General features: G+C 69.9%; 18 protein-coding genes and 1 pseudogene. 6 read left to right on the top strand and 13 right to left on the bottom strand.

What is annotated here, in order from left to right:
• Positions 1–74 precede the first annotated feature (74 nt).
• Complete coding sequence (locus tag NV348_RS00795) at positions 75–530, bottom strand: hypothetical protein (protein WP_447145197.1); 456 nt, start codon at positions 528–530, stop codon at positions 75–77.
• Positions 531–656: 126 nt separating this feature from the next.
• Between NV348_RS00795 and NV348_RS00790 the strand changes: the two genes are divergently transcribed.
• The 3 genes from NV348_RS00790 (at position 657) to NV348_RS00780 (ending at position 4,485) form a co-directional block, all read left to right on the top strand.
• The gene (locus NV348_RS00790; protein ID WP_447145196.1) at positions 657–1,526 is read left to right on the top strand and encodes a Sir2 family NAD-dependent protein deacetylase; all 870 of its coding nucleotides are present in this window, start codon (positions 657–659) and stop codon (positions 1,524–1,526) included.
• Positions 1,523–1,900, top strand: a complete 378-nt coding sequence (locus tag NV348_RS00785) for a DUF5655 domain-containing protein (RefSeq protein ID WP_447145195.1) — start codon at positions 1,523–1,525, stop codon at positions 1,898–1,900. Before NV348_RS00790 ends, NV348_RS00785 begins: the two co-directional genes overlap by 4 nt.
• 176 nt (positions 1,901–2,076) lie before the next feature.
• The gene (locus NV348_RS00780) at positions 2,077–4,485 is read left to right on the top strand and encodes an MFS transporter (protein WP_447145194.1); all 2,409 of its coding nucleotides are present in this window, start codon (positions 2,077–2,079) and stop codon (positions 4,483–4,485) included.
• 37 nt (positions 4,486–4,522) lie between these two features.
• On the opposite strand, the gene dmpG is transcribed toward NV348_RS00780, so the two are convergent.
• The 5 genes from dmpG to NV348_RS00755 are packed head-to-tail and all read right to left on the bottom strand — an operon-like array spanning position 4,523 to position 9,848.
• A complete protein-coding gene (gene dmpG / locus NV348_RS00775) occupies positions 4,523–5,557 on the bottom strand; it encodes a 4-hydroxy-2-oxovalerate aldolase (protein WP_447145193.1) in 1,035 nt (344 codons plus the stop codon).
• Positions 5,558–5,571: 14 nt separating this feature from the next.
• A complete protein-coding gene (locus NV348_RS00770; RefSeq protein WP_447145192.1) occupies positions 5,572–6,480 on the bottom strand; it encodes an acetaldehyde dehydrogenase (acetylating) in 909 nt (302 codons plus the stop codon).
• A 15-nt stretch (positions 6,481–6,495) separates the two neighbouring features.
• Positions 6,496–7,281, bottom strand: coding sequence for a 2-keto-4-pentenoate hydratase (locus NV348_RS00765; protein WP_447145191.1), 786 nt, complete (start codon positions 7,279–7,281; stop codon positions 6,496–6,498).
• A complete protein-coding gene (locus NV348_RS00760; protein WP_447145190.1) occupies positions 7,275–8,777 on the bottom strand; it encodes an MDR family MFS transporter in 1,503 nt (500 codons plus the stop codon). The genes NV348_RS00765 and NV348_RS00760 overlap by 7 nt, the downstream gene beginning before the upstream one ends.
• 15 nt (positions 8,778–8,792) lie before the next feature.
• A complete protein-coding gene (locus tag NV348_RS00755) occupies positions 8,793–9,848 on the bottom strand; it encodes a 2Fe-2S iron-sulfur cluster-binding protein (RefSeq protein ID WP_447145189.1) in 1,056 nt (351 codons plus the stop codon).
• A 192-nt stretch (positions 9,849–10,040) separates the two neighbouring features.
• Here NV348_RS00755 and NV348_RS00750 point away from each other — a divergent pair, with 192 nt between their 5' ends.
• Both NV348_RS00750 and NV348_RS00745 read left to right on the top strand, forming a co-directional pair.
• Positions 10,041–10,838: a mycofactocin-coupled SDR family oxidoreductase gene (locus NV348_RS00750; RefSeq protein WP_447145188.1), complete on the top strand. Its 798-nt coding sequence runs from the start codon at positions 10,041–10,043 to the stop codon at positions 10,836–10,838.
• A gap of 1 nt (position 10,839) precedes the next feature.
• Positions 10,840–11,667: a mycofactocin-coupled SDR family oxidoreductase gene (locus NV348_RS00745; RefSeq protein ID WP_447150895.1), complete on the top strand. Its 828-nt coding sequence runs from the start codon at positions 10,840–10,842 to the stop codon at positions 11,665–11,667.
• A gap of 108 nt (positions 11,668–11,775) precedes the next feature.
• On the opposite strand, the pseudogene helR reads toward NV348_RS00745, so the two are convergent.
• From helR to NV348_RS00710, 7 genes and pseudogenes are all read right to left on the bottom strand, one after another.
• Positions 11,776–13,926: pseudogene (helR, locus tag NV348_RS00740) on the bottom strand (RNA polymerase recycling motor ATPase HelR); the annotation flags it as partial.
• 196 nt (positions 13,927–14,122) lie between these two features.
• Entirely contained in the window at positions 14,123–15,001 is an 879-nt protein-coding gene (locus NV348_RS00735) for an alpha/beta fold hydrolase (RefSeq protein WP_447145187.1), read from the bottom strand.
• Positions 14,998–15,789 (bottom strand): SDR family NAD(P)-dependent oxidoreductase, encoded by a 792-nt coding sequence (locus NV348_RS00730; RefSeq protein WP_447145186.1) that lies wholly within the window; start codon positions 15,787–15,789, stop codon positions 14,998–15,000. The genes NV348_RS00735 and NV348_RS00730 overlap by 4 nt, the downstream gene beginning before the upstream one ends.
• 25 nt (positions 15,790–15,814) lie before the next feature.
• Positions 15,815–16,072 carry a hypothetical protein gene (locus NV348_RS00725; protein WP_447145185.1) on the bottom strand — a complete coding sequence of 86 codons (258 nt, stop codon included), beginning with the start codon at positions 16,070–16,072 and terminating at the stop codon, positions 15,815–15,817.
• A gap of 10 nt (positions 16,073–16,082) precedes the next feature.
• Complete coding sequence (locus NV348_RS00720; RefSeq protein WP_447145184.1) at positions 16,083–17,744, bottom strand: FAD-binding protein; 1,662 nt, start codon at positions 17,742–17,744, stop codon at positions 16,083–16,085.
• Positions 17,745–17,755: 11 nt separating this feature from the next.
• Complete coding sequence (locus NV348_RS00715; protein WP_447145183.1) at positions 17,756–18,127, bottom strand: nuclear transport factor 2 family protein; 372 nt, start codon at positions 18,125–18,127, stop codon at positions 17,756–17,758.
• Positions 18,128–18,232: 105 nt separating this feature from the next.
• Positions 18,233–19,768, bottom strand: coding sequence for an FAD-binding protein (locus tag NV348_RS00710; RefSeq protein WP_447145182.1), 1,536 nt, complete (start codon positions 19,766–19,768; stop codon positions 18,233–18,235).
• Between the two features lie 196 nt (positions 19,769–19,964).
• On the opposite strand from NV348_RS00710, the gene NV348_RS00705 reads away from it, so the two are divergent.
• Positions 19,965–21,599, top strand: a complete 1,635-nt coding sequence (locus tag NV348_RS00705) for a flavin-containing monooxygenase (protein ID WP_447145181.1) — start codon at positions 19,965–19,967, stop codon at positions 21,597–21,599.
• Position 21,600 lies beyond the last annotated feature (1 nt).

Below are 21,600 nucleotides of genomic sequence, written 5' to 3'. Positions count from 1 at the left end.
GTCCAGGATCGTCGCGAACATCGGCCGAGCCGCGGCGCGACGACGGAACAGGCCACCGAGCCGATCGAGCAGACTCAGGCCGGGACCAGCGTCACGATCAGTTCGTCGGCGATCGACTCCGCCTTCACCATGCCCGCACCGAGGTACAGGGTGGCGGCGCGCGGCCTGCCGTCGGGCAGCGGTACGACCGAGACCGCATCCACCCGGCGGCCCGCGAGGGCGGCGTAAGGCGGTTCGTCGGTGACGTCGAACGCGGTGTATTTGCCCGAGGCGGCGACGTATTCGATATTGACCGGGTCGACCAGCGGTTCGAACGGGTCCCGCCACGGCGCCGCGCCGATCCGCAGCTCCGCGCCGTCGACACCGGCGTCGAGGAGCAGGGTCGCCCCGTCGTGGAAGGTGAATTCGATCGGGCCCTCGGTGCGGTCGATATCGTCGCCCAGGACGTAGAACATCCGGCGGACGGCGACGATGGTCCCGTCGACCGCGGCATTGAGCGCGGTGCGGCCGTACTCGTCGTTGTCGGACACAGGTCTCCTCCCCGGGTGGATGAGCCATCATGTCGCCGGACGTCGCCGCCACGCAACTCCGGTCGGCGTGTTCGCCGCCGCGACCCGGCCGCGAGCGGCGCCCGCGTCCGCTCGTACAGTGGATTCATGGTGGATCCCACCCCGGACGACACCGTGGACGCGGTGGCGCGCGCGGCCGACCTGCTGGCCGGGCGCCGCGTCGTGGTGATCTCCGGTGCCGGGCTGAGCACCGACAGCGGCATCCCCGACTACCGCGGCCCCGATTCCCCGCCGCGCACCCCGATGACCTATCAGCAGTTCGTCGGTGACGCCGAGTTCCGGCAGCGCTACTGGGCCCGCAACCACCTCGGCTGGCGGCGGATGGACGCGGCCCGGCCGAACCGGGGGCACCGGGCCGTCGCCGCGCTGGAACGCGCGGGCGTGGTCTCCGGTGTCATCACCCAGAACGTGGACCTGCTGCACACCAAGGCCGGGGCGCGCCGGGTGATCGACCTGCACGGCACCTACGCCCGGGTGTGCTGCCTGCGGTGCACCGCGATGATCTCGCGGATGACGCTGGCCGAACGGCTGGAAGCCGCCAATCCCGGTTTCGCGGAGGATGTTTCGGCGACCGGGATCGAAGTGGCCCCCGACGCGGACGCGGTGGTCACCGACACCGCCCGCTTCCGCATGGTCGACTGCGCGAGCTGCGGCGGCATGCTCAAACCCGACATCGTGTACTTCGGGGAAACCGTGCCCGCCGACCGGGTGGCCGCGGCCTACGCCCTGATCGACGAGGCGCGGGCGGTGCTCGTCGCCGGGTCGTCGCTGACGGTGATGTCGGGTCTGCGCTTCGTGCGCCGCGCCGCGAAAAACGGTGTGCCCGTGGTGATCGTCAACCGAGGCCCCACCCGGGGCGACGACCTGGCCGCCGTTCGAATCCATGCGGGCTGCTCGGAGACGTTGCGCGCCTTCGCCGAACGCCTCACCACCCCGGGCGCGCCCGTCCGCCGATGAGCGATTCCCCTGACGACGCGATCGCCGCCTTCTTCACGGGCAAGCCGCATTCTCTCGAGATCTTCACCGTGCTGAGGGAATTGATCGCGGCCACCGGTCCCGCGGAACTATCGGTGGCATCGCAGATCTCCTTCGGGGTCGCGCGCAAGTTCGCGTGGGTATCGCTCTACAACGTCACCGGCCGGAATCCGGAAGGTACTGTGCAAATCATGCTCGCGATCGACCGGGAATTCGCGGGCCCACCGGTGTACCGGGTGAATCAGGTCGGCCGTGCGCGGTGGAATCACCTGGTAGTCGTGCATTCCCTGGCCGAGGCGCGGGCTCGGGAACTGCAAGTTCTGATCGCCGCAGCCTATCGTTTCGGTGCGAAATGATCGGTTACTTGATCCCTCGGTGACGGCGGCGGATTCGACGTGGGTAAGCTCTGCGCACCAGTGCATGAAGAGTTCCACCCGCGGCGCAAAGTTTTCCTCGCAGCGGGGTTGTCGGCCCTCGTGTGGGCCGCATGATCGACCCCCACTTGCCAGCCGATCAGAACCAGGGCTTTTCCATGACCGATACCGTCGTTGCCGAACCACGCCTCACGCATCGCCAGACACTGACGATTCTGTCCGGCCTGCTACTCGGGGTGTTCCTCGCCGCGCTCGATCAGAACATCGTCAGCGTCGCGATCGTCCGGATCGCGAACAGTCTGGACGGATTCGACGAACAGGCATGGGCGACAACGGCGTATCTGATCACCGCCACTGTCACCACCCCGCTCTACGGCAAGCTCGCCGACATCTACGGCCGCAAACCGTTCTATCTGCTGGCGATCGCGCTGTTCGTGCTCGGCTCGGCCGCCTGCTGCTTCGCGACCACGATGTACCAGCTGGCGGGCTGCCGCGCCTTCCAGGGTCTGGGCGCGGGCGGGCTGATGTCGCTGGCGTTCACGATCGTCGGCGATATCGTGCCCGCCCGGGAACGGGTCCGCTATCAGGGCTATTTCCTCATGGTGTTCGGCATCGCGACGGTGCTGGGCCCGGTGGTCGGCGGATTCCTGTCCGATTACGAGAGCCTCGGCGGCATCGAGGGCTGGCGCTGGGTGTTCCTGGTCAACGTGCCGGTCGGCGTGCTGGCGTTCCTGGTCGTGGCCAAGGTGCTGAACGTGCGGCACGCGCGCGTGCGGTCCCGGATCGACTGGCTCGGCGCGCTCACCCTGATCGTCGGAGTGGTGCCGTTGCTGATCGTGGCCGAACAGGGCCGGGTGTGGGGCTGGACCGCGCCGAAGTCGTTGCTCTGCTACGGAATCTGCGCGGGCGGGCTGCTGCTGTTCCTGATCGTCGAGTTCTTCATGAAGGACGCGGCGCTGATCCCGCTGCGCCTGTTCCGCAGCTCGACGTTCAGCATCGCCATCGTCGGCGGCTTCCTGATCGGTGTCTCGATGTTCGGCGCGATCACGATGGTTCCGCAGTATCTGCAGGTGGTGCGTGGTTTCTCGCCGACCGAGGCGGGCCTGTTGATGCTGCCGCTGGTGCTCGGGATCATGGTCGGCGCGCAACTGTCGGGACTGATCACCAAGGCCACCGGGCGCTACAAGGTGCTGCCGGTGCTCGGCGCGCTGATCCTGGCGATCGGCTGCGCGCTGTTCGCCCGGGTCGGCTACGACGGACCGCTGTGGCAACCGCTGGCCTACAGCGCGATCATGGGCTTCGGCCTCGGCGGCTGCATGCAGACGCTGATCATCGCCGCGCAGAACGCGGTGCCGCGCACCGAGATGGGCGTCTCGACCGCGTCGGCGACCTTCTTCCGCCAGCTCGGCGGCACACTGGGCGTCGCGGTCTTCCTGACCGTGCTCTTCGACCGGCTGCCCGGCTCGATCCTGTCCGCGTTCGGCGGCAGCCTGCCGCCGGGTCTCGACGCCGCCGGTCTCGACGCGCTGCAACGCGACACCTCCGGGATCGCCGGGCTGCCCGACGCGCTGCGGGTGCCGATCCTGGAAGGCTTCACCGGCGCCATGCAGGGTGTGTTCCTGCTCGCCGCCGACCTCGCCGTCGTCGCCTGCCTGGTGCTGGTGTTCATGAAAGAGATTCCGCTGCGCGAGGATCCGGTCCCCGAGGAGGAGTCCGACGGCACCCTGCTGCGCGATGTGAGCCTGCACGACGCGCACGAGATGGCCGGTGCCCTGCACCCCGCCGCGACCGGCCGGGTCATCGCGGGACTGCTGCGCCGCGACGACGACCGTCCCGTGCCCTCGGCCACGCTCACGCTCATCGACCAGCACGGGCACCAGGTGGCGCGCGGCAACGGTGACGCCGCCGGTGCCTACGTCATCGAGGCACCGCAACCGGGCAACTACGTCCTGATCGCCGCCGCCGCAGGCCACCAGCCCGAGGCGGTGAGTGTGTCGATGGGGGAGCGGGCCCTGCACGTGGACCTGATGCTCGTCGGCGCGGGCGAACTCACCGGCATCGTGCGCTCGGCCCGGCGGGGCGAACCGCTGCTCGGCGCGACCGTGACTCTCACCGATCCCGAGGGTGACGTCGTCGGCGCCGCGATCACCGGCGAGGACGGCGCGTACGTGTGCCGTGACGTCGTCAGCGGGACCTACACGCTGGTCGCGGTCGCCGATCACATGCGTCCGTCCGCGGTCGCGCTGACGGTGCCGGAGACCGGCTCGCTGCACCACGACATCGACCTCGAGCCGATGGCCATCCTGGTCGGCTCCGCCTGGGTGGACGGCGACCGCCCGGTCGCCGACGTCCAGATCACCGTCCTGGACGCGGGCGGCGATCCGGCGGCGACCACCCGCACCGACGAGAAGGGCCAGTACCTGGTCCCCGACCTGCCCGAAGGCGAGTACACGGTCGTAGCCCGCGGCTACCCACCGGTCGCCAGCCAGGTATCGGTGACCCGCGGCGAGATCACCCACGACGTCACCCTCGGCTACGACACCGAGGAGTCCATGCACCAGCGCTGACGTGTGCCCCGGGGGGAATCGCCCGGGGCACACGGGCTCACACGGTGGCGGTGGCTTCGCGCTGGAGTTCCAGGGCGATGTCGATGAGCTGGTCTTCCTGGCCGCCGACGAGCTTGCGCTTGCCCGCGCGGACGAGCATTTCGGCGGCGGAGACGCCGTAGCGTTCGGCTTGGCGTTCGGCGTGGCGCAGGAAGCTGGAGTAGACGCCCGCGTAGCCCATCATGAGGGCTTGGCGGTCGAGGAGGCATTCCGAGGGCATGGCCGGGCGGACGACGTCTTCGGCGGCGTCGGTGACGGCGAAGAAGTCGACGCCGGTCTTGATGCCGAGTTTGTCGCAGACGCCGATGAAGGCTTCGACCGGCAGGTTGCCGGCGCCCGCGCCGAAGCGGCGGGCCGAGCCGTCGATCTGGGTGGCGCCGGCACGCACGGCGTAGACCGAGTTCGCCACAGCGAGGCCGAGGTTCTCGTGGCCGTGGAAGCCGACCTGGGCGTCGTCGCCGAGTTCGGCGACGAGTGCGGACACGCGATCCGAGACCTGTTCCAGGACAAGAGCACCGGCCGAGTCGACGACGTAGACGCACTGGCAGCCGGCATCGGCCATGATCCTGGCCTGCTTCGCGAGTGCCTCCGGCGGCTGACTGTGCGACATCATCAAAAAGCCGACCGTCTCGAGACCGAGGTCGCGGGCGAACTGGAAGTGCTGCACGGAGACATCGGCCTCGGTGCAGTGCGTCGCGACGCGGCAGATCGAGGCGCCGTTGTCCTGGGAGATCTTGATGTCCTCCTTGACGCCGACGCCCGGCAGCATGAGGAACGCGATGCGCGCCCGCTTCGCCGATTCCGCGGCGGCCTTGATCAGTTCCTGCTCGGGGGTTGTGGAGAACCCGTAGTTGAACGACGAACCACCGAGGCCGTCGCCATGGGTGACTTCGATGACCGGCACACCGGCACTGTCGAGGGCGGTGACGATGTCGCGGACCTCGGTGACGGTGAACTGGTGGCGCTTGTGGTGGGAGCCGTCACGCAGCGAGGTATCGGTGACGCGGATGTCGAGATCAGCTGAATAGATCATGGTGTCGAATCTCCTTACACCCGAGCCGAGATGATCTGGTCGGCCAGCACGTCACCCACGCGGGTGGCGGCGGCGGTCATGATGTCGAGATTGCCCGCATACGGCGGCAGGAAGTCGCCCGCACCCTCGACCTCGACGAAGATCGACACCTTCGCCATGCCACCGGAGATCACCGAGGGGTCGTCGAACTGCGGGTCGTTGAGCAGCCGGTAGCCGGGCACGTATTCCTGGATCGACTTCTCCATGGCGAAGATGCTCTCGGCGATGGCGTCGCGGTCGGCGTCTTCGGGGATGGCGCAGAAGATGGTGTCGCGCATGATCATCGGCGGCTCGGCCGGGTTGAGGATGATGATGGCCTTGCCGCGCTGCGCGCCGCCGATGGTCTCCACGCCCTTGGAGGTGGTCTTGGTGAACTCGTCGATGTTGGCGCGCGTGCCCGGACCGGCCGAGACCGAGGACACCGACGCCACGATCTCGGCGTAGGCGACCGGCACGACGCGCGAGACCGCGGCGACCATGGGAATGGTGGCCTGGCCACCGCAGGTGATCATGTTGACGTTGGCCGCGTCGCGCAGCGAGTCCAGGTTCACCGGGGGGATCACGGCCGGGCCGACCGCGGCCGGGGTGAGGTCCACGGCACGGATGCCCGCGGCTTCGTATTTCGGCGCGTAGGCGCGGTGGACGTAGGCGGAGGTGGCTTCGAACAGCAGGTCGGGCTTCTCGTCGAGGGCGAGCAGCCAGTCCGCGCCCTCGGCGGAGGTTTCCAGACCGAGCCCGCGTGCCCGCTCGAGTCCTTCCGAGTCCGGGTCGATGCCGATCATCCAGCGCGGCTCGATCTTGTCCGAGCGCAGCAGCTTGTAGAGCAGGTCGGTGCTGATGTTGCCGGATCCGACGATCGCGGCGGTGACTGTCCCGTTGGACACGTCGAGCCTCCTTGGCTAGGCGAAAGACAAACGGACGGAACCGAGTCCGGTGAAGGTGGCGACGAAATCGTCGCCGGGGCGGGCGTCGATGGCGCGGGTGCACGATCCGGGCAGGACCACGTCACCGGCCTTCAGCCGCACCCCGAAGGTCGCGACCTTGCGAGCCAGCCACGCCACCGCGATCACGGGATTGCCGAGCACCGCGTCGCTGCGGCCCTCGGCCACGACCGCACTATTGCAGGTCAGCTCGGCGTCGATGGCGGTGATATCGAGATCGGCGGGCGCGACGCGCTCCTTGCCGAGGACATACCCGGCGGAGGAGGCGTTGTCGGAGATGGTGTCGCACAGGCCGATCCGCCAGTCCGTGATACGCGAGTCGATCAGTTCGATCGCCGGGGCGTAGGCGACAGTGGCGGCCAGGACATCGGCCTCGGTGCAGTCCTCGCCGGGCAGGTCGGCGCCGAGCACGAAACCGACCTCGACCTCCACCCGCGGCAGCAGGAACCGGGAGGTGTCGACCGGGACGTCCTCGAAGACCTCCATGTCGGCGAGCAGGTGACCGTAGTCGGGTTCGTCGACGCCCATCATCTGCTGCATGGCCTTCGATGACAGCCCCACTTTGTGGCCGACGATCTTCGCGCCGTCGTCGAGCCTGCGCCGGATATTGAGCAGCTGGATCTCGTAGGCGTCGACCACATCGATGCCCGGATACCGGTCGGCGATGGGGGACACGGCCACCCGATCCAGCTCCGCCCGCGCCAATTCGGCGGCGAGCTCGGTGCGCACGCTGGTTGTCAGCATCCTGGCTCCCTCTTCTCCTCTGGTGATGCTCTCCCATGCTCGTCGTCGAGAGGCTGGACGAACTCGCGTGTTCCCGCTGGATGGGCCGGAAATTGCGGGATCCGGCGTGGAATCATCGCGCACGCGGCGACCAGCACCAGCGTCATCGCCGCGATGCTCGCGAACACCAGATGCACGGCGGCGGACAGCGACTGCGGCGAGGGCGTGCCCGCACCGGCCAGCCGCGCGTTGACGATCGCGCCGAAGACCGCGACGCCCACCGCGCTGCCCAGCGACCGGGCGAACATGGTCGCCGAGGTGACGACGCCGCGATCGGACCACGGCGCGCTCGTCTGCGCCGCGATGAGCGACGGCGTGGCCACCAGACCCATGCCCGCGCCGACCACGAAACACGAAACGGCCACTTGCCACAGCGGCGAGTTCGCGCCGAGCAGCAACATCGAGGCCGTGCCGAGCGCGGCGACCGTACTGCCCAGCACCGCGCACGTACGGAATCCGAAGCGCAGGTACACCTTTCCGGCTCGCGCGGCGGCCAGCGGCCAGCCCAGGGTGAGGCCACCGGTGACCAGCCCGGCGACCAGCGCGCTGGTGCCGAGCACGCCCTGATTGAACATCGGCACATACGTCGTGAACCCGAAGAGCAGGGCGCCGCCCAGCATGGCGGCGACACTGCCGGCCGCCACCACCCGCCGGGTGAACACCCACAGCGGCAGAACCGGGTGCGCGGCCCGGGATTCGACCACCACGAACAGGGCGAGCGACAGCGCGGCGAGCCCGAACACGGCGAGCCCCGTCGGTGATCCCCACGCCCAGGCGCGACCGCCCTCGAGCAATCCCAGCACGAGCGCCCCGGCGCCGAGCGTGAGCAGCACCGCGCCCGCGTAGTCGACGCTGCGGCGATGGCGCGGCACCGATTCGTGGAAGTTGCGCACCAGCATCCAAGCGGCCAGCGCGGCCAGCGGCAGATTGACCAGGAAGATCCACCGCCAGCCGAGATAGTCGGCGCAGATTCCGCCCAGCAGCGGGCCGGTCACCGAGGCCACCGCCCACACCCCGGCCAGATAGCCCTGCACGGTGGCTCGTTCGGCGAGGGTGTAGAGATCACCGGCGATGACCATGGTCGTCGGCTGGATGGCACCGGCGCCGATGCCCTGCACCGCGCGGAACACGACGAGCGCGAGCATGCTGGTCGCCACCCCGCACAGCAGCGAGCCGAGGGCGAACACCGCGACACCGAACAGCATCACCGGTTTGCGGCCGAAGGTGTCGGCGAGCGCGCCGTAGATCGGCACGGTGACTGCCTGGGCGAGCAGGTAACTGGTGAACAACCACGGGAACAGCGCGAAGTCGCCGAGACTGTCGGTGATCGAGAGCACGGCGGTCGCCAGGATCGTCGAATCGAGGGCGACGAGGCCGGTGGCGAGCATGAGGGAGGCGAGCACGGGGCCGCGCTCCGAGCCGAAGCCGACCTCGGAGCGCGCGGTATCGGTTGCCACAGAGCACCTCTCGGGTCAGAAGCGGATGCGGACCGAATCGCTGCTCGGCCTGGCCTGACAGGCCAGCGTGTAGCCGGCGTCGATGTCTTCCTGATCGAGGATCGAACTGGGGCCCATGGTGACCGCGCCGTCGACGACCGTGCAGGCGCACGAACCGCATTCGCCCTCGCGGCACGAGTACGGCACATCGAGTCCGTCGGCCAGCATCACATCGACCAGGGTGCGCGACCGTGGCCAGCGCAGCGCGTGCACGGCGCCGTCGAGTTCCACCTCGACCTGCGCGGCGTCGCCGGCCTCCGCGGCCGCGATCGGCTCGGGCTCGGCGAACGGATCACCGGACAGCGAGACGAACACCTCGGTGGTGATCCGCTCCCGTGGCCACCCCGCGCCGGACAGCGCCTCGGTCACCGCCGCCATGAACGGGCCGGGCCCGCACACGAACGATTCGTAGGACGCGTACGGCGCGGCGAACTCCGCCAGCTGGGTGGCTGTGGGCAGGCCCTGCACCGATTCGAGCCAGTGCAGCACGTGCACCCGGCCCGGATGCCGCGCCACCAGCTCGCGCAGCGTCTCGGCGAAGATCACCGACTCCTGCCCGCGATTGGCGTAGAACAGCACCACCCGGCCCGTGCCGCGCGCCAGTGCCGAGCGCAGGATCGACATCACCGGGGTGATGCCGCTGCCCGCCGCCCACAGCAGCAGGTCGGTGTCGAGGGAGGCCGGGGTGAAGGTGCCCTGCGGCGGCAGCACGTCCAGGGTGTCGCCAGCGGAGACGTTGTCGCACAACCAGTTCGAGCCGTAGCCGTCGGCGGTCCGCTTGACCGTGACCCGCGGCGGTTCGCCGGTGAACGGTGAGCTCGCCAGGGAATAGCACCGGGCGACCGGCTCGGGCCGTTCGCTGGGGATGCGCAGGGTCAGGAATTGGCCCGGCCGGTAGGCGAACCGGTCGGCGGCGTCGTCGGGGACCTCGAACACGAGCGAGCGCGCGTCCGCGGTTTCCTCGATCACCGCCGCCACGCGCAGCGTCACCACCCGCGAGCCACGCGGAACGTCGACAGTCGCCTTCGTCACTGGTGTCCTCCTCGATCACAGAGCCGGTCTTGCGTGGCCACCGTCGCAGCTCGGGCACGGCGCGGTGTCCACCGCTCCCGGTGGCCGGGAGATCACCGCGCACTGTCCGCTGACCGGGAAGAACCGGGCCGACCGGCGCGGCGGCGAACCTAGCGTCGGGCTCGTGGACACTCGATCTCCCGGGGGCGCCCGATGAACCGCATGCAGAACACCGTCGCGCTGGTGACCGGCGCGGCCGGGGGAATGGGCCGTGCCCATTGCCGTCGGCTGGCCGAGGAAGGCGCCGACATCATCGCCGTCGACATCGAGGCCGCCGTGGCGGGGCTCGCGCAGACGGCGGCCGAGGTGGAAGCCGTCGGCCGGATGTGCGTCACCGCCGTGGCCGACGTCCGCGATCAGGCCGCCCTCGATGTGGCGGTCGCCGACGGGGTCGCCGCGCTGGGCCGCCTCGACGCGATCGTCGCCAACGCGGGCATCTACAGCGAGCTCGGCCTGTCCTGGGAGCTGACGGACGAAGCCTGGCAGCGCACCATCGACATCAATCTCACCGGCATGTGGCACACCGTGCGGGCCGGGGTTCCGGCGCTGAACGACGGCGGTTCGGTAGTCATCGTCAGCTCCACCAACGGCATCATCGGCGCGGCGACCGCCGCGCACTACTCGGCGAGCAAGCACGCCGTGGTCGGCCTCGCCCGCACGCTGGCCAACGAACTGGGCCCGCGCGGCATCCGGGTCAACACCGTGCACCCCGGCTCGGTGGCCACGCCGATGATCCTCAACGACGCCGTGTACGCCAAGCTCCGCCCCGACCTGGCCGAGCCCACCCAGGCCGACGCCGCCGAGGCGCTGGCGCGGCGCACCGTGCTGCCGGTGCCGTGGGTGGACCCGGTCGACATCAGCAATGCCGTGCTCTTCCTCGCATCCGACGAGTCCCGTTACGTGACGGGAACCCAGCTCGTGGTGGATGCCGGACTGACTCAGAAGGTGTGACATGGGACGGGTTTCGGGCAAGATCGCGCTGATCACCGGCGCCGCGCGGGGCATCGGCCGCGCACAGGCCATCCGGCTGGCCGAGGAGGGCGCCGACATCGTCGCCGTCGACATCTGCGGACCGGTCGACACCGTGGTGTCCCCGCCGGCGAACCGGGACGACCTCGCCGAGACGGTGCGCGCCGTCGAGGCGACCGGCGCGCGCATCGTCGCCGCCACCGTCGACGTTCGCGACGGCGCCGCCCTGCGCAGCGCCGTGGACGCCGCCGTCACCGAGTTGGGCGGCCTCGACATCGTCTGCGCCACTGCCGGTATCAGCTCCAGCGGGGCCGCGCTGGAACTGACCGAACAGCAGTGGCAGACCATGATCGACGTCAACCTGACCGGTGTGTGGCAGACCTGCAAGGCCGCCACCCCGCACCTGATCAGCCGCGGCGGCGGGTCGATGATCCTGACCAGTTCGATCGCGGGCCTGCGCGGGCTGGTCGGCGTCGCCCACTACACCGCCGCCAAGCACGGTGTGGTCGGCCTGATGCGCTCGCTCGCCAAAGAGCTGGCCCCGCACCATGTCCGGGTCAATTCGGTGCATCCGACCAATGTCGACACCCCGATGATCCAGAACGACATGGTGCGCAAGGTGTTCCGCCCCGACCGCGAGCATCCGACGCGCGAGGAGTTCGCCGAGGCGGCCGTGTCGATGAACATGCTGCCGATCCCGTGGGTCGAGCCCGTCGACATCGCCAACGCGGCGCTGTTCCTGGCCTCGGACGAGGCCCGCTACATCACCGCGGTGACCCTGCCCGTCGACGCGGGCTCGACCCAGCGCTGATCTGTCCGGTGGTGCGGCCTTCGACGGGGACGCACCACCGGGACATCGACAGCCGCCGAGGTTGTCGGCCGGGATGTCAGCTCGTCGGCACGAGATCGGCGAGTCCCGTCCCGTCATGGACTCGGGGAGCCTGCCGTGGTGGAGCACACCCAGGCGCTGGGTGGCGCGGGTGAGGGCGACATACAGTTCGGCCGCGCCGCGCGGACCGTCGGCGAGAATCCGTGCCGGCTCGACGACCAGGACGGCGTCGTACTCGAGGCCCTTGGTCTCCGACGCGGTGACCGTACCCGGCACACCGGGCGGACCGATCACCACGCTGGTGCCCTCGCGCGCGGACTCCGCGCGGACGAATTCCTCGATGGCCGTGGCGAGTTCGTCCGCGTCCACCCGGCGCGACCACGGCTGGACGCCGCACGCACGCACCGACTCCGGTGGCCGCACGTCCGGCGCGAAGTCGGCGAGCACCGCCGCGGCGACGGCCATGATCTCGGCGGGGGTGCGGTAGTTGACGGTCAGCGCGCGATAGGCCCAGCGGCCCGGCACGTACGGCTCCAGCATCGAGCCCCACGAGGTCGCCCCGGCCGCCGAGCGCCGCTGCGCGAGATCGCCCACGATCGTGAAGGACTTGCCGGGGCAGCGGCGCATCAGCACCCGCCAGTCCATTTCCGACAGTTCCTGCGCCTCATCGACGACGACGTGCCGGTAGGTCCACTCCCGGTCCGCGGCAGCGCGTTCGGCGAGCTCCCTGGTGTCGCGTTCGAGGAAGCGCTCGGCCAGATCCTCGCCGAAGAGCATGTCCTGGGCGAACAGGTGGTCCTCATCGTCCATGTGGTCCTCGCGGCTGACCATGTTCTCCAGCACCCGCGCGGCATAGGCCGCCTCGGCCCTGGCGGCCCGCTCGGCGGTGTCGTCGACGGGCTGGTGCCGGCCGAGCAGGTCGACGAGCTCGTCGAGCAGCGGCACATCCGAGACGGTCCAGGCGGCGCCGTCGGCCCGGTAGAGCGCGGCATCGGCGCCCGCCGCCCGCAGCCGGTCGTGCGACGAATACAGCTCGGACAGCAGGGTTTCCGGCGTCAGGATCGGCCACAGGTCGTCGAGTGCCGCGGTGAACGCGGCGTTGTCGGCGAGTTCGGTGACCAGGTCGGCGCGCAGCTGCTCCCACGCCTCGCGGTCGTCGCGGGTGAGCCAGCCCTGCCCGATCCGGCCGATCGCGCGCTCGGTGAGGACATAGGTGACGATCTCGCGGAACACCGCGCGCGCCTCGTTGTGCGGCCGCCCGCTCGCCCGGGCCTCCTCGGTCGCCCACTGCGCGGTCTCGGCGTCGATCCGCACGATGACATCGGAGAGCTCGATCGGCACCGGGTCCACCGGCAGCCGCTGCCGATCTGCGATCGCCGCCGCGAGGACATCGAGGATCCGCAGCGAACCCTTCCGACGGGCCGCCTCCGGCACGTCCTCGGCGGTCACGTGCAGTCCGGGCACGAGGTCACCCGCGGTCGTGAAGACCACGTTGGTTTCGCCCAGCGACGGCAGTACATGCGAGATATGGTGCAGGAACGCCGGATTGGGTCCGACCACGAGCACGCCCTGGCGCTCCATCCGCTCGCGCTGGGTGTAGAGCAGATAGGCGACGCGATGCAGCGCCACCACCGTCTTGCCCGTGCCCGGCCCACCCTCGATCACGAGGACACCGGGGTGGTCGAGCCGGATGATCTCGTCCTGCTCGGCCTGGATCGTCGCGACGATGTCGCGCATACCCTCCCCGCGCGGCGCGTTGACGGCCGCGAGCAGTGCCGCGTCGCCCCGCTCGTCGCCGTCGGGCCTGCCGAGCACCTCGTCGGAGAAGTCGCGCACCCGTCGTCCGCGGGTGTGGAACTGGCGGCGCCTGCGCATGTCCTCCGGCGACGCGGCGGTCGCGACATAGAACGCGCGGGCGGCGGGCGCGCGCCAGTCGAGCAGCAGCGGCTCGAAGTCGTTCGCCTCGTCGAACAGGCCGATGCGGCCGATGTAGGACACCTCGCCCGAGAGCGCGTCGAGCCGGCCGAAGCACAGCCCGTTGTCGGCCACGTCCAGGCGTTTGGCCTCCTTGGCCAGCGCGCGTGCCTCGAAATCCCGGTCCATGGCCGAGACGCCCTTGCCGCGCAGCGCCGCGCTGTAGCGGCCCTTCACCCTCGCGCGCTCGGCGTCGAGCCGCGCGTAGAGACCGTCCACGTAGTGCTGCTCGGACCGTAGTTCGTCCTGATACCCCTGAGTTGACACATGCCCTCACTTTCCCGGTGCACCGACCCCGGCGGAGCGCGTCGATCACTCCCGTTTCCGCAGCTTCTGGCTTCGGCGGACGATTATGCGGCACCACCGGGGCCTTGCGGCAAGGCCCCCTGTGCGCTATATGTTGGATACGGAAGGGGAGTGAGGACTCCTCCCGTCCGGCGCACAGGGGGTATCGGACCAGCGATCACGCCGTCCGATCGGCATCTTTCCGGGTCAGGAACGCCAGTACCGCCGACTCGAATTCGTCCTTGCGCTCGATCATCGCCCAGTGCCCGCAGTTCGGGAACACGTGCAGTTCGGCGCGCGGGATCGTGCGCATCGGGATCAGCGCCATGTCCAGCGGGCTCACCCGGTCGTCGCGGCCCCAGGTGATCAGGGTCGGCGCCTGCACCTTGTGCAGCATCGCCCACGGCGGGGGCGCGTCGGAAGCCTCCATCGCCCGCACCATCATTGCGAACGCGGCCTTGCTGTACATCCGGCGCGCGCTGTCCAGGGTCGCCGGATCGGTGGCCTGGGTCCAGCGCTCCTCGATCAGCTCGTCGGTGACCATCGCCGGGTCGTAGACCATCGAGTGCAGCCACTGGATCAGCCGCTCGCGGGTGGGCGCCTCGGTGAATTCCTGCAGCAGCTTGATGCCCTCGCCGGGCCCCGGGCTGAACAGATTGCGCCCGATACCGCCGATCGTCACCAGCTTGCCGACCCGCTCCGGGTGCGCGATCGCGTAGTTGAGCGCGACGCCGCCGCCCATCGAGTTGCCGATGATGTCGACGCTGTCCAGGCCCAGCGCGTCGACGAAGCGGACCACCGCGTCGAGCGCGGTGACCATCGGGTGCCCGCCGAAGTCGTCGCTCACCCCGAAGCCGGGGAATTCCAGGACCAGGCAACGGAATCGGTCGGCGAACGTGGCGAGATTGCCGCGGAAGTTGCGCCACCCGGTGACACCGGGGCCCGACCCGTGCAAGAGCAGCAGCGGCGGACCGTCGCCGGCCTCGTGGTAGCGCAGCACACCCGCGTCGGTGCGGATCTCGCGCAGGGTGGCCTCGTAGCTCAGATCGTCGGTCATGCGTGGGTGCCCCCGTCGATGCGGATCTCGGTGCCGGTGATGAACGCGCCGTCCTCGGAGACCAGCATCGCGATCACGCCGGCCACCGCGCTCGGGTCGCCCATGCCCGCGCCGCCGGATTCCTGATCGGTCGGCAGGACGGGGGACAATTTCGAGAACAGCGCCCAGTCGGCGTCGGCGGGCACGTAACCCGGCGTGGCGTCGGTGATCCCGGACTTGATGCTGCCCGGCGCGACGCACACCGCGCGCAGGCCCTTGCCGCCGTACTCGAGGGCGATGGCGTGGGTGAAGGACTGGATGCCGCCCTTGCTCGCCGCGTAGGCCGCCATGTACGGGTGCGCGAAGGCCGCCGAGGTGGAGCTGAAGTTCACGATGGTCGCGCGCGGGTTGGCCAGCAGCGCGGGCAGTGCCTCGCGGACCACCAGGAAGGTGCCGGTGAGGTTGATCCGCAGGATCAGATCCCACAGCTCGAGGGAAGTCTGCTCGGTGTGCGCGGCGCGCAGGATGCCCGCCGCGTTGACCAGCGAGTCCAGCCCGCCGAGGGTCTCGACCGTTGAGCGCACGCCGTCGATCACCGACTGCTCGGCGCCGATGTCGATGGTCAGGGTGGTCAGCCGGTCCGCGGTGCCGCGTTCGGTGGCCCGCGCCAGGGTGGCCGCGAGACCGTCGGCCGACACGTCGGCGCCGACCACCCGGGCGCCCTCGTCGAGGAGCCGGAGCACGGTGGCCTGGCCGATGCCGGACGCGGCGCCGGTGACCAGGGTCCGGTGTCCGTCGAGTCTGTTCATGAGTCGTCTCTCCTGAGGTGTGGGGTCAGCCGAGCCGGCCGGGGACCGGCTCGTGCCGCAGCTGATCGGTCGCCAATTCGCCCGCGCGGACCGCGTTCTCGATCGAATCGCGCAGCGCCGAGCAGGTGGGGATCCAGCTGCTCGGCTCGCCGAGGGCCGCGCGCCGGGCGAACTCCGGGCACGCGGACTCGGCGTCGTCGAGCCACTGGATGCTGGTGTGGCTGGGGCTGAACTTCTCGGCCAGCACCTTGTTGCCGCAGGTCGCGCATTCGACGGGATGCATGATGCCCGCCTCAGCGCTCACCGGCGGCGTGCCGCGCGCCGACGTAGCCGAACACCATCGCGGGGCCGATGGTGGCGCCCGCGCCCGCGTAGTCGTTGCCCATCACGGCAGCCGAGGTGTTGCCCGCGGCGTAGAGGCCGGGAATGGGCGAGCCGTCGGCGCGCAGCACCTGGGCGTCGGCGTTGTAGACCAGACCGCCCTTGGTGCCGAGATCACCGATGCGCACCCGCAGCGCGTAGTACGGGCCCTTGTCCAGGACATCGAGCGCCGGCGTCGACAGCGTCGGGTCGCCGTAGTAGTTGTCGTAGGCGCTGACACCGCGACCGAAGTCGGCGTCGTGACCCTCCTCGGCGAATCCGTTGAACCGGTCGACGGTCTCGCGCAGCGTGGCGACGGGCACGCCGATCTCGGTGGCCAGGCCGTCGATATCGGGCGCGCTGCGCACCAGACCGCTCGAGATCCACGACGCGGGGAACTTCTGCCCCGGCACGATGCCGCCGATGGGGTAGCGGCTCTTGGCCTTCGCGTCGACGATCAGCCAGGCCGGATCGTGGCTGCCGCGCAGCTGGGCGTGCACGAACGTCACATAGGGCGAGGCCTCGTTGGTGAAGCGCTTGCCCGTGCTGTCGACGATGATCGAGCGCGGAATCGACCGCTCCGAGACCAGCACCTGATTGATGCCGTCGGGCCGCTGGAACGAGGGCATCCACCACGCGTCGTCCATCAGATCGACCGCGGCGCCGATCTGCTCGCCCGCGACGATGCCGTCACCGGTGTTGTCGATCGAGGCGGCGCTGAAGTTGTCGCGCGCGCCCTCGGGCAGATAGCGCTTGCGCATCGCCTGATTGTGCTCGAAACCGCCCGTGGCCAGCAGCACCCCGTCGCGGGCCCGGATCCGGATCTCGCGGCCGTCGCGTTCGGCGACGACGCCGAGCACCGCGCCCGACGCGTCGGTGATCAGCGAGCGCAGCGGCGTGTTCAGCCACAGCGGCACGTCGGCGTCGCGCAGGGCCAGCCGCAGCCGCGCGATCAGCGCCCGGCCGAGGGTGTCCATGTGCCTGCGCAGCAGGATCGCCTTGACCGCCCGCAGCCCGGTCAGCAGCGCGGTCCAGCGCGCCTTCCAGGTGCGGGTCACCATGTTGAGCTGGACGAAGTCCTTGGAGGTGATGAACAGCCCGGGCGGGGTCGCCAGCGCGGCGGGGCGCAGCAGCTCCTCGTCCTCGCCGAGCTGCTTGAGATCGACCGGCAGCGGCTCGATGGAGCGACCGGCGGGCCGCCCGCCCGGCGCCTCGGGGTGATAGTCGGAATAGCCGGTGCACCACTGGAATCGCAGGTGCGGGCTGGTCTCGAGGAAGGCCAGCATGCGCGGACCCTCGTCGATGAAGGCGTCCAGGTTCTGCGTGGGCACCCGGTCGCCGACGACGGCGTCGAGGTAGGCCCGCACGTCCGCGCGGGAGTCGCCGAGGCCCTCGCGCAGCAGCGTCGGATTGTTCGGCACCCAGATGCCGCCGCCGGAGAGCGCGGTGCTGCCGCCGTACACCGAGGCTTTCTCGATGACGAGGGTGTCCAGCCCGCGATCGGCGGCCGCGAGCGCGCCGGTCAACCCGCCCGCGCCGCTGCCGACGACGAGGAAGCCGACTTCGTGATCCCAGTGTTGTTCGGTCGCAGTCACTCTCGCCTCGCTCAGCCGACGACCATGTCGTCCTGGGACCAGAACGCGCGCATGCTGGTGATGCGGGCGTCCTCGTCGAAGGTCATGACATCGATCGGATCGAGGGTGAACGTCTGGTCGCCGAACTCGGTGACCACCCGGAAGCTGAACGCGGCGCTGTTGCCCGCGACGCGCACGGAGAACAGTTCCGTCGACCGCTTCAGCGGCTCGATGGCCTCGTAGAACGTGGTGATCGCCGCGTGGCCGACATGCGGTTCGGTGCCGACCGGATCCTCCACCGTCGCGTCCTCGCGGTAGAGGGCGACGACGTCGGCAGCCGTACCGCTGCCGACGGCCTCCACATACTTGCGCACCGTCGCGCGAATGTCGTCCGCTGAAGCCATCGTATTGCTCCTGAAATGTCGAGAAGAGTGGATATGTGAACCGAACCACACTCGGTGGCCGGTGGCGACGGGCCCCTCCCGGCCAGCGGGAGGGACCCGGGCGGTTCAGTCGCCCAGCATGTGCCGCACGGCGAGGTAGCTGAACAGCATGGACGCGCCGATCGGGTTGCCGCCGCCGGGGTAGACCTCACCGCTGACCGCGGCCATGGTGTTGCCCGCCGCGTAGAGGCCCTCGATCGGCGTGCCGTCGCGGCCCAGCACCCTGGCCGCGGTGTCGGTGCGCAGGCCGCCCTTGGTGCCGAGATCGGAGATGCCGAACGCCGCCGCGTGATACGGGCCCTTGTCGATGGTCACCAGGGGCGGTTCGCCGCCGGAGAAGGCGCGATCGTAGGCCTCGTCGCCGCGCCCGAAGTCCGGGTCGACGCCGGCGGCGACCATGCCGTTGAACCGCTCCACCGTGGCCTCGAGATTCGCCGCCGGGACGCCGATCTTCGCGGCCAGTTCGGCGAGGGTGTCGGCGGTGTGCCACAGGCCCGCGTCGACATACTTCTGCGTCTCGACCATGGACACGTTGGTGGCCTTGATCGGCGGCACCTCGCCTTCCTTGTCGTCGTAGATCATCCAGAACGGCAGCGTCAGGCCGCGATCGTTCATCTGCCGGATCACCTCACGGCCGAGCCGGTCGTAGGGCGCGGACTCGTTGACGAACCGGCTGCCCTCCTGGTCGACGAAGATGCCGCCGGTGAACCACAGCGCGAACGCCGAGCGCCCGTCCGGGTGGGTCAGGCCCGGCGACCACCACGCCTGATCCATCAGATCGGTGTCGGCGCCCGCCGCGATGCCCGCCTGGTGCGCCAGACCCTGATTTCCCCAGGGCCCCATGGTGTCGCGCGCCTCGCCGGGCACGCCGTAGTGCGCGCGCAGTTGCGCGTTCTGCTCGAAACCGCCCGCCGCGAGCACCACGCCACGACGGGCCCGGATCGCGAACCGGCCGCCGTCGCGTTCGACGATCGCGCCGGTCACCACGCCGTCCTCGACCACCAGCTCCACCAGCGGCGACTCCAGGTACAGCTTCGCGTGCGGATAGGTCGACAGTGCGCGCAGCATCCGCCCGATCAGCGCCTGCCCGCCGATCAGCAGCTCCGGCAGGGGAGCGCCGAGCCGGTCGGTGTCGAGCGGTCCGCGCAGCGACTCGCGCAGCTCGCCGAGCTCGGCGGCGGGCAGCGGAGTCGGCATGATGTGGCGCTGCCCGTCGAGCCTGGCCTTGGGCGCCTTACCGAAGTAGTCCGGCCACGGCAGCATCTGGAAATCGAAATGGTCGTCGGCTTCCAGATAGGCGATGAGGTCGCGACCCCGCCGGACGTAGGTCTGCTGTAGCTCGTCGGGCGTGCGATCACCGACGACGGCGCGGTAGTAGGTGAGCGCGTCGTCGATCGTGTCGTCGGTGCCCGCCCGCTCCAGCACCGGGTTGCACGGGAACCAGACGCCACCGCCACCCGAATACGCGGTCGTGCCGCCGAACTTGTCGGTCGCCTCGACCACCGCGACGTCGAGCCCCTCGCGGGCGGCGGTGTAGGCGCCGGCCAGGCCACCGCCCGAGCCCGCGACCAGCACGTCCACCTCGTCGTTCCAGTCCACCACTGTTTCCTCCTGGTACCACCTCGTAGTGGCGATGACGGTAGGTCGGGTGACGGCGGTCACGGTGCGGGCCGTCCCGATCACCGGGAGGCGATCGATGCGCGAACGTGCCGGTCAGCGGGAAGGACATCTGCTCTCGGGGCTCGCCCGTCCTTAGCGTCGCTCGCAGAGAACCGGTCTCCATCGAAAGGTAGGCACTGTGAATCCCGAGACCCCATCGGCATCAGTGAACGGCCCGGCCGACGTCGACGTGGTCGTCGTCGGTGCCGGCATCGCCGACGGCCTGTACGCACTGCACCGCTTCCGCGGCAGCGGCCTGACCGTGCGGGTGTTCGAAGCAGGCGAGGGCGTGGGCGGCGTCTGGTACTGGAACCGCTACCCGGGCGCGCGGTGCGACGTGGAGAGCGTGGACTACTCGTACTCGTTCGACGACGCGCTGCAACAGGAGTGGAACTGGAGCGAGAAGTACGCCACCCAGCCCGAGATCCTGTCCTATCTCGAGCACGTCGCCGACCGCTACGACCTGCGTCGCGACATCGAATTCGGTACCCGCGTCACCGATATCGTGCTCGACGAGCAGACCCTGCGCTGGCAGGTCGACACCGACACCGGCCGGTCCGTCTCGGCCCGGTTCGTGGTGCTGGCCACCGGTCCGCTGTCGAACGCGAACACCCCGGCCATCGACGGCCTCGACACCTTCGCGGGCCGGGTGCTGCACACCTCGCACTGGCCGCACGAGGGCGTCGACCTGACCGGGCAGCGGGTCGGGGTGATCGGCACCGGATCGTCCGGCATCCAGACCATCCCGTGCCTGGCCGAACAGGCCGAGCAGCTGCACGTCTTCCAGCGGACCGCCAATTACAGTGTGCCCGCGGGAAATACGCCGCTGAGCGAGGCGGACCGGCAGGCGCAGAAGGCGAACTATGCCGAGCGCAGGCGGCTGTCGATGGCCAGCGGCGGCGGTTCCCCGCACCAGGCGCACCCGCAGTCGGCCCTCGCGGTGAGCGAGCAGGAACTGCGCGAGGCCTACGAGCGGCGCTGGGCGCTGGGCGGGGTGCTGTTCAGCAAGACCTTCCCCGATCAGCTGGTGACCCTGGCCGCCAACGACACCGCGCGCGAGTTCTGGGAGGAGAAGGTGCGGGCCGTGATCGACGACCCGCGGGTGGCCGACCTGCTGGTGCCGCGCGATCACCCGATCGGCACCAAGCGGATCTGCACCGACACGAACTACTACCAGACCTACAACCGGGCCAACGTCGAGCTGGTCGACCTGCGGGCGACTCCGATCAGCCGCGTCGACGCCACCGGCGTGCACACCACCGAGACGCACTATCCGCTCGACACCCTGGTGCTGGCCACCGGATTCGACGCGATGACCGGTTCGGTGTCGCGGATGAACATCGTCGGCCGCGGCGGCGAATCGCTCAACGAGGCGTGGCGGGAAGGGCCGAAGACCTATCTGGGACTGGGCATGACGGGCTTCCCGAACCTGTTCAACCTGACCGGTCCCGGCAGCCCGTCGGTGCTGGCCAACATGGTGCTGCACTCGGAACTGCACGTCGACTGGGTGGCCGAGGCCATCGGCTTCCTCGACGGCCGGGGAGCGGTGGCGCTGGAGGCCAGGCCGGACGCGGTGGCCGACTGGGTCCGCGAATGCGCGACCAGGGCGTCGGGAACACTGATGACCCAGGCGAATTCGTGGTACCTGGGCGCCAATATCGAGGGCAGGCCGCGGGTGTTCATGCCCTTCGTCGGCGGCTTCGGGGTCTACGGCGAGATCATCGCCGAGGTCGCGGCCGCGGGATACAAGGGCTTCGACGTCCTCGAGGCGTGAG

This window comes from Nocardia fodinahabitans (genome assembly GCF_052983615.1).
The sequence above is the reverse complement of the archived record's forward strand: the minus strand, read 5'-3'. Positions and strand labels throughout refer to the sequence as shown.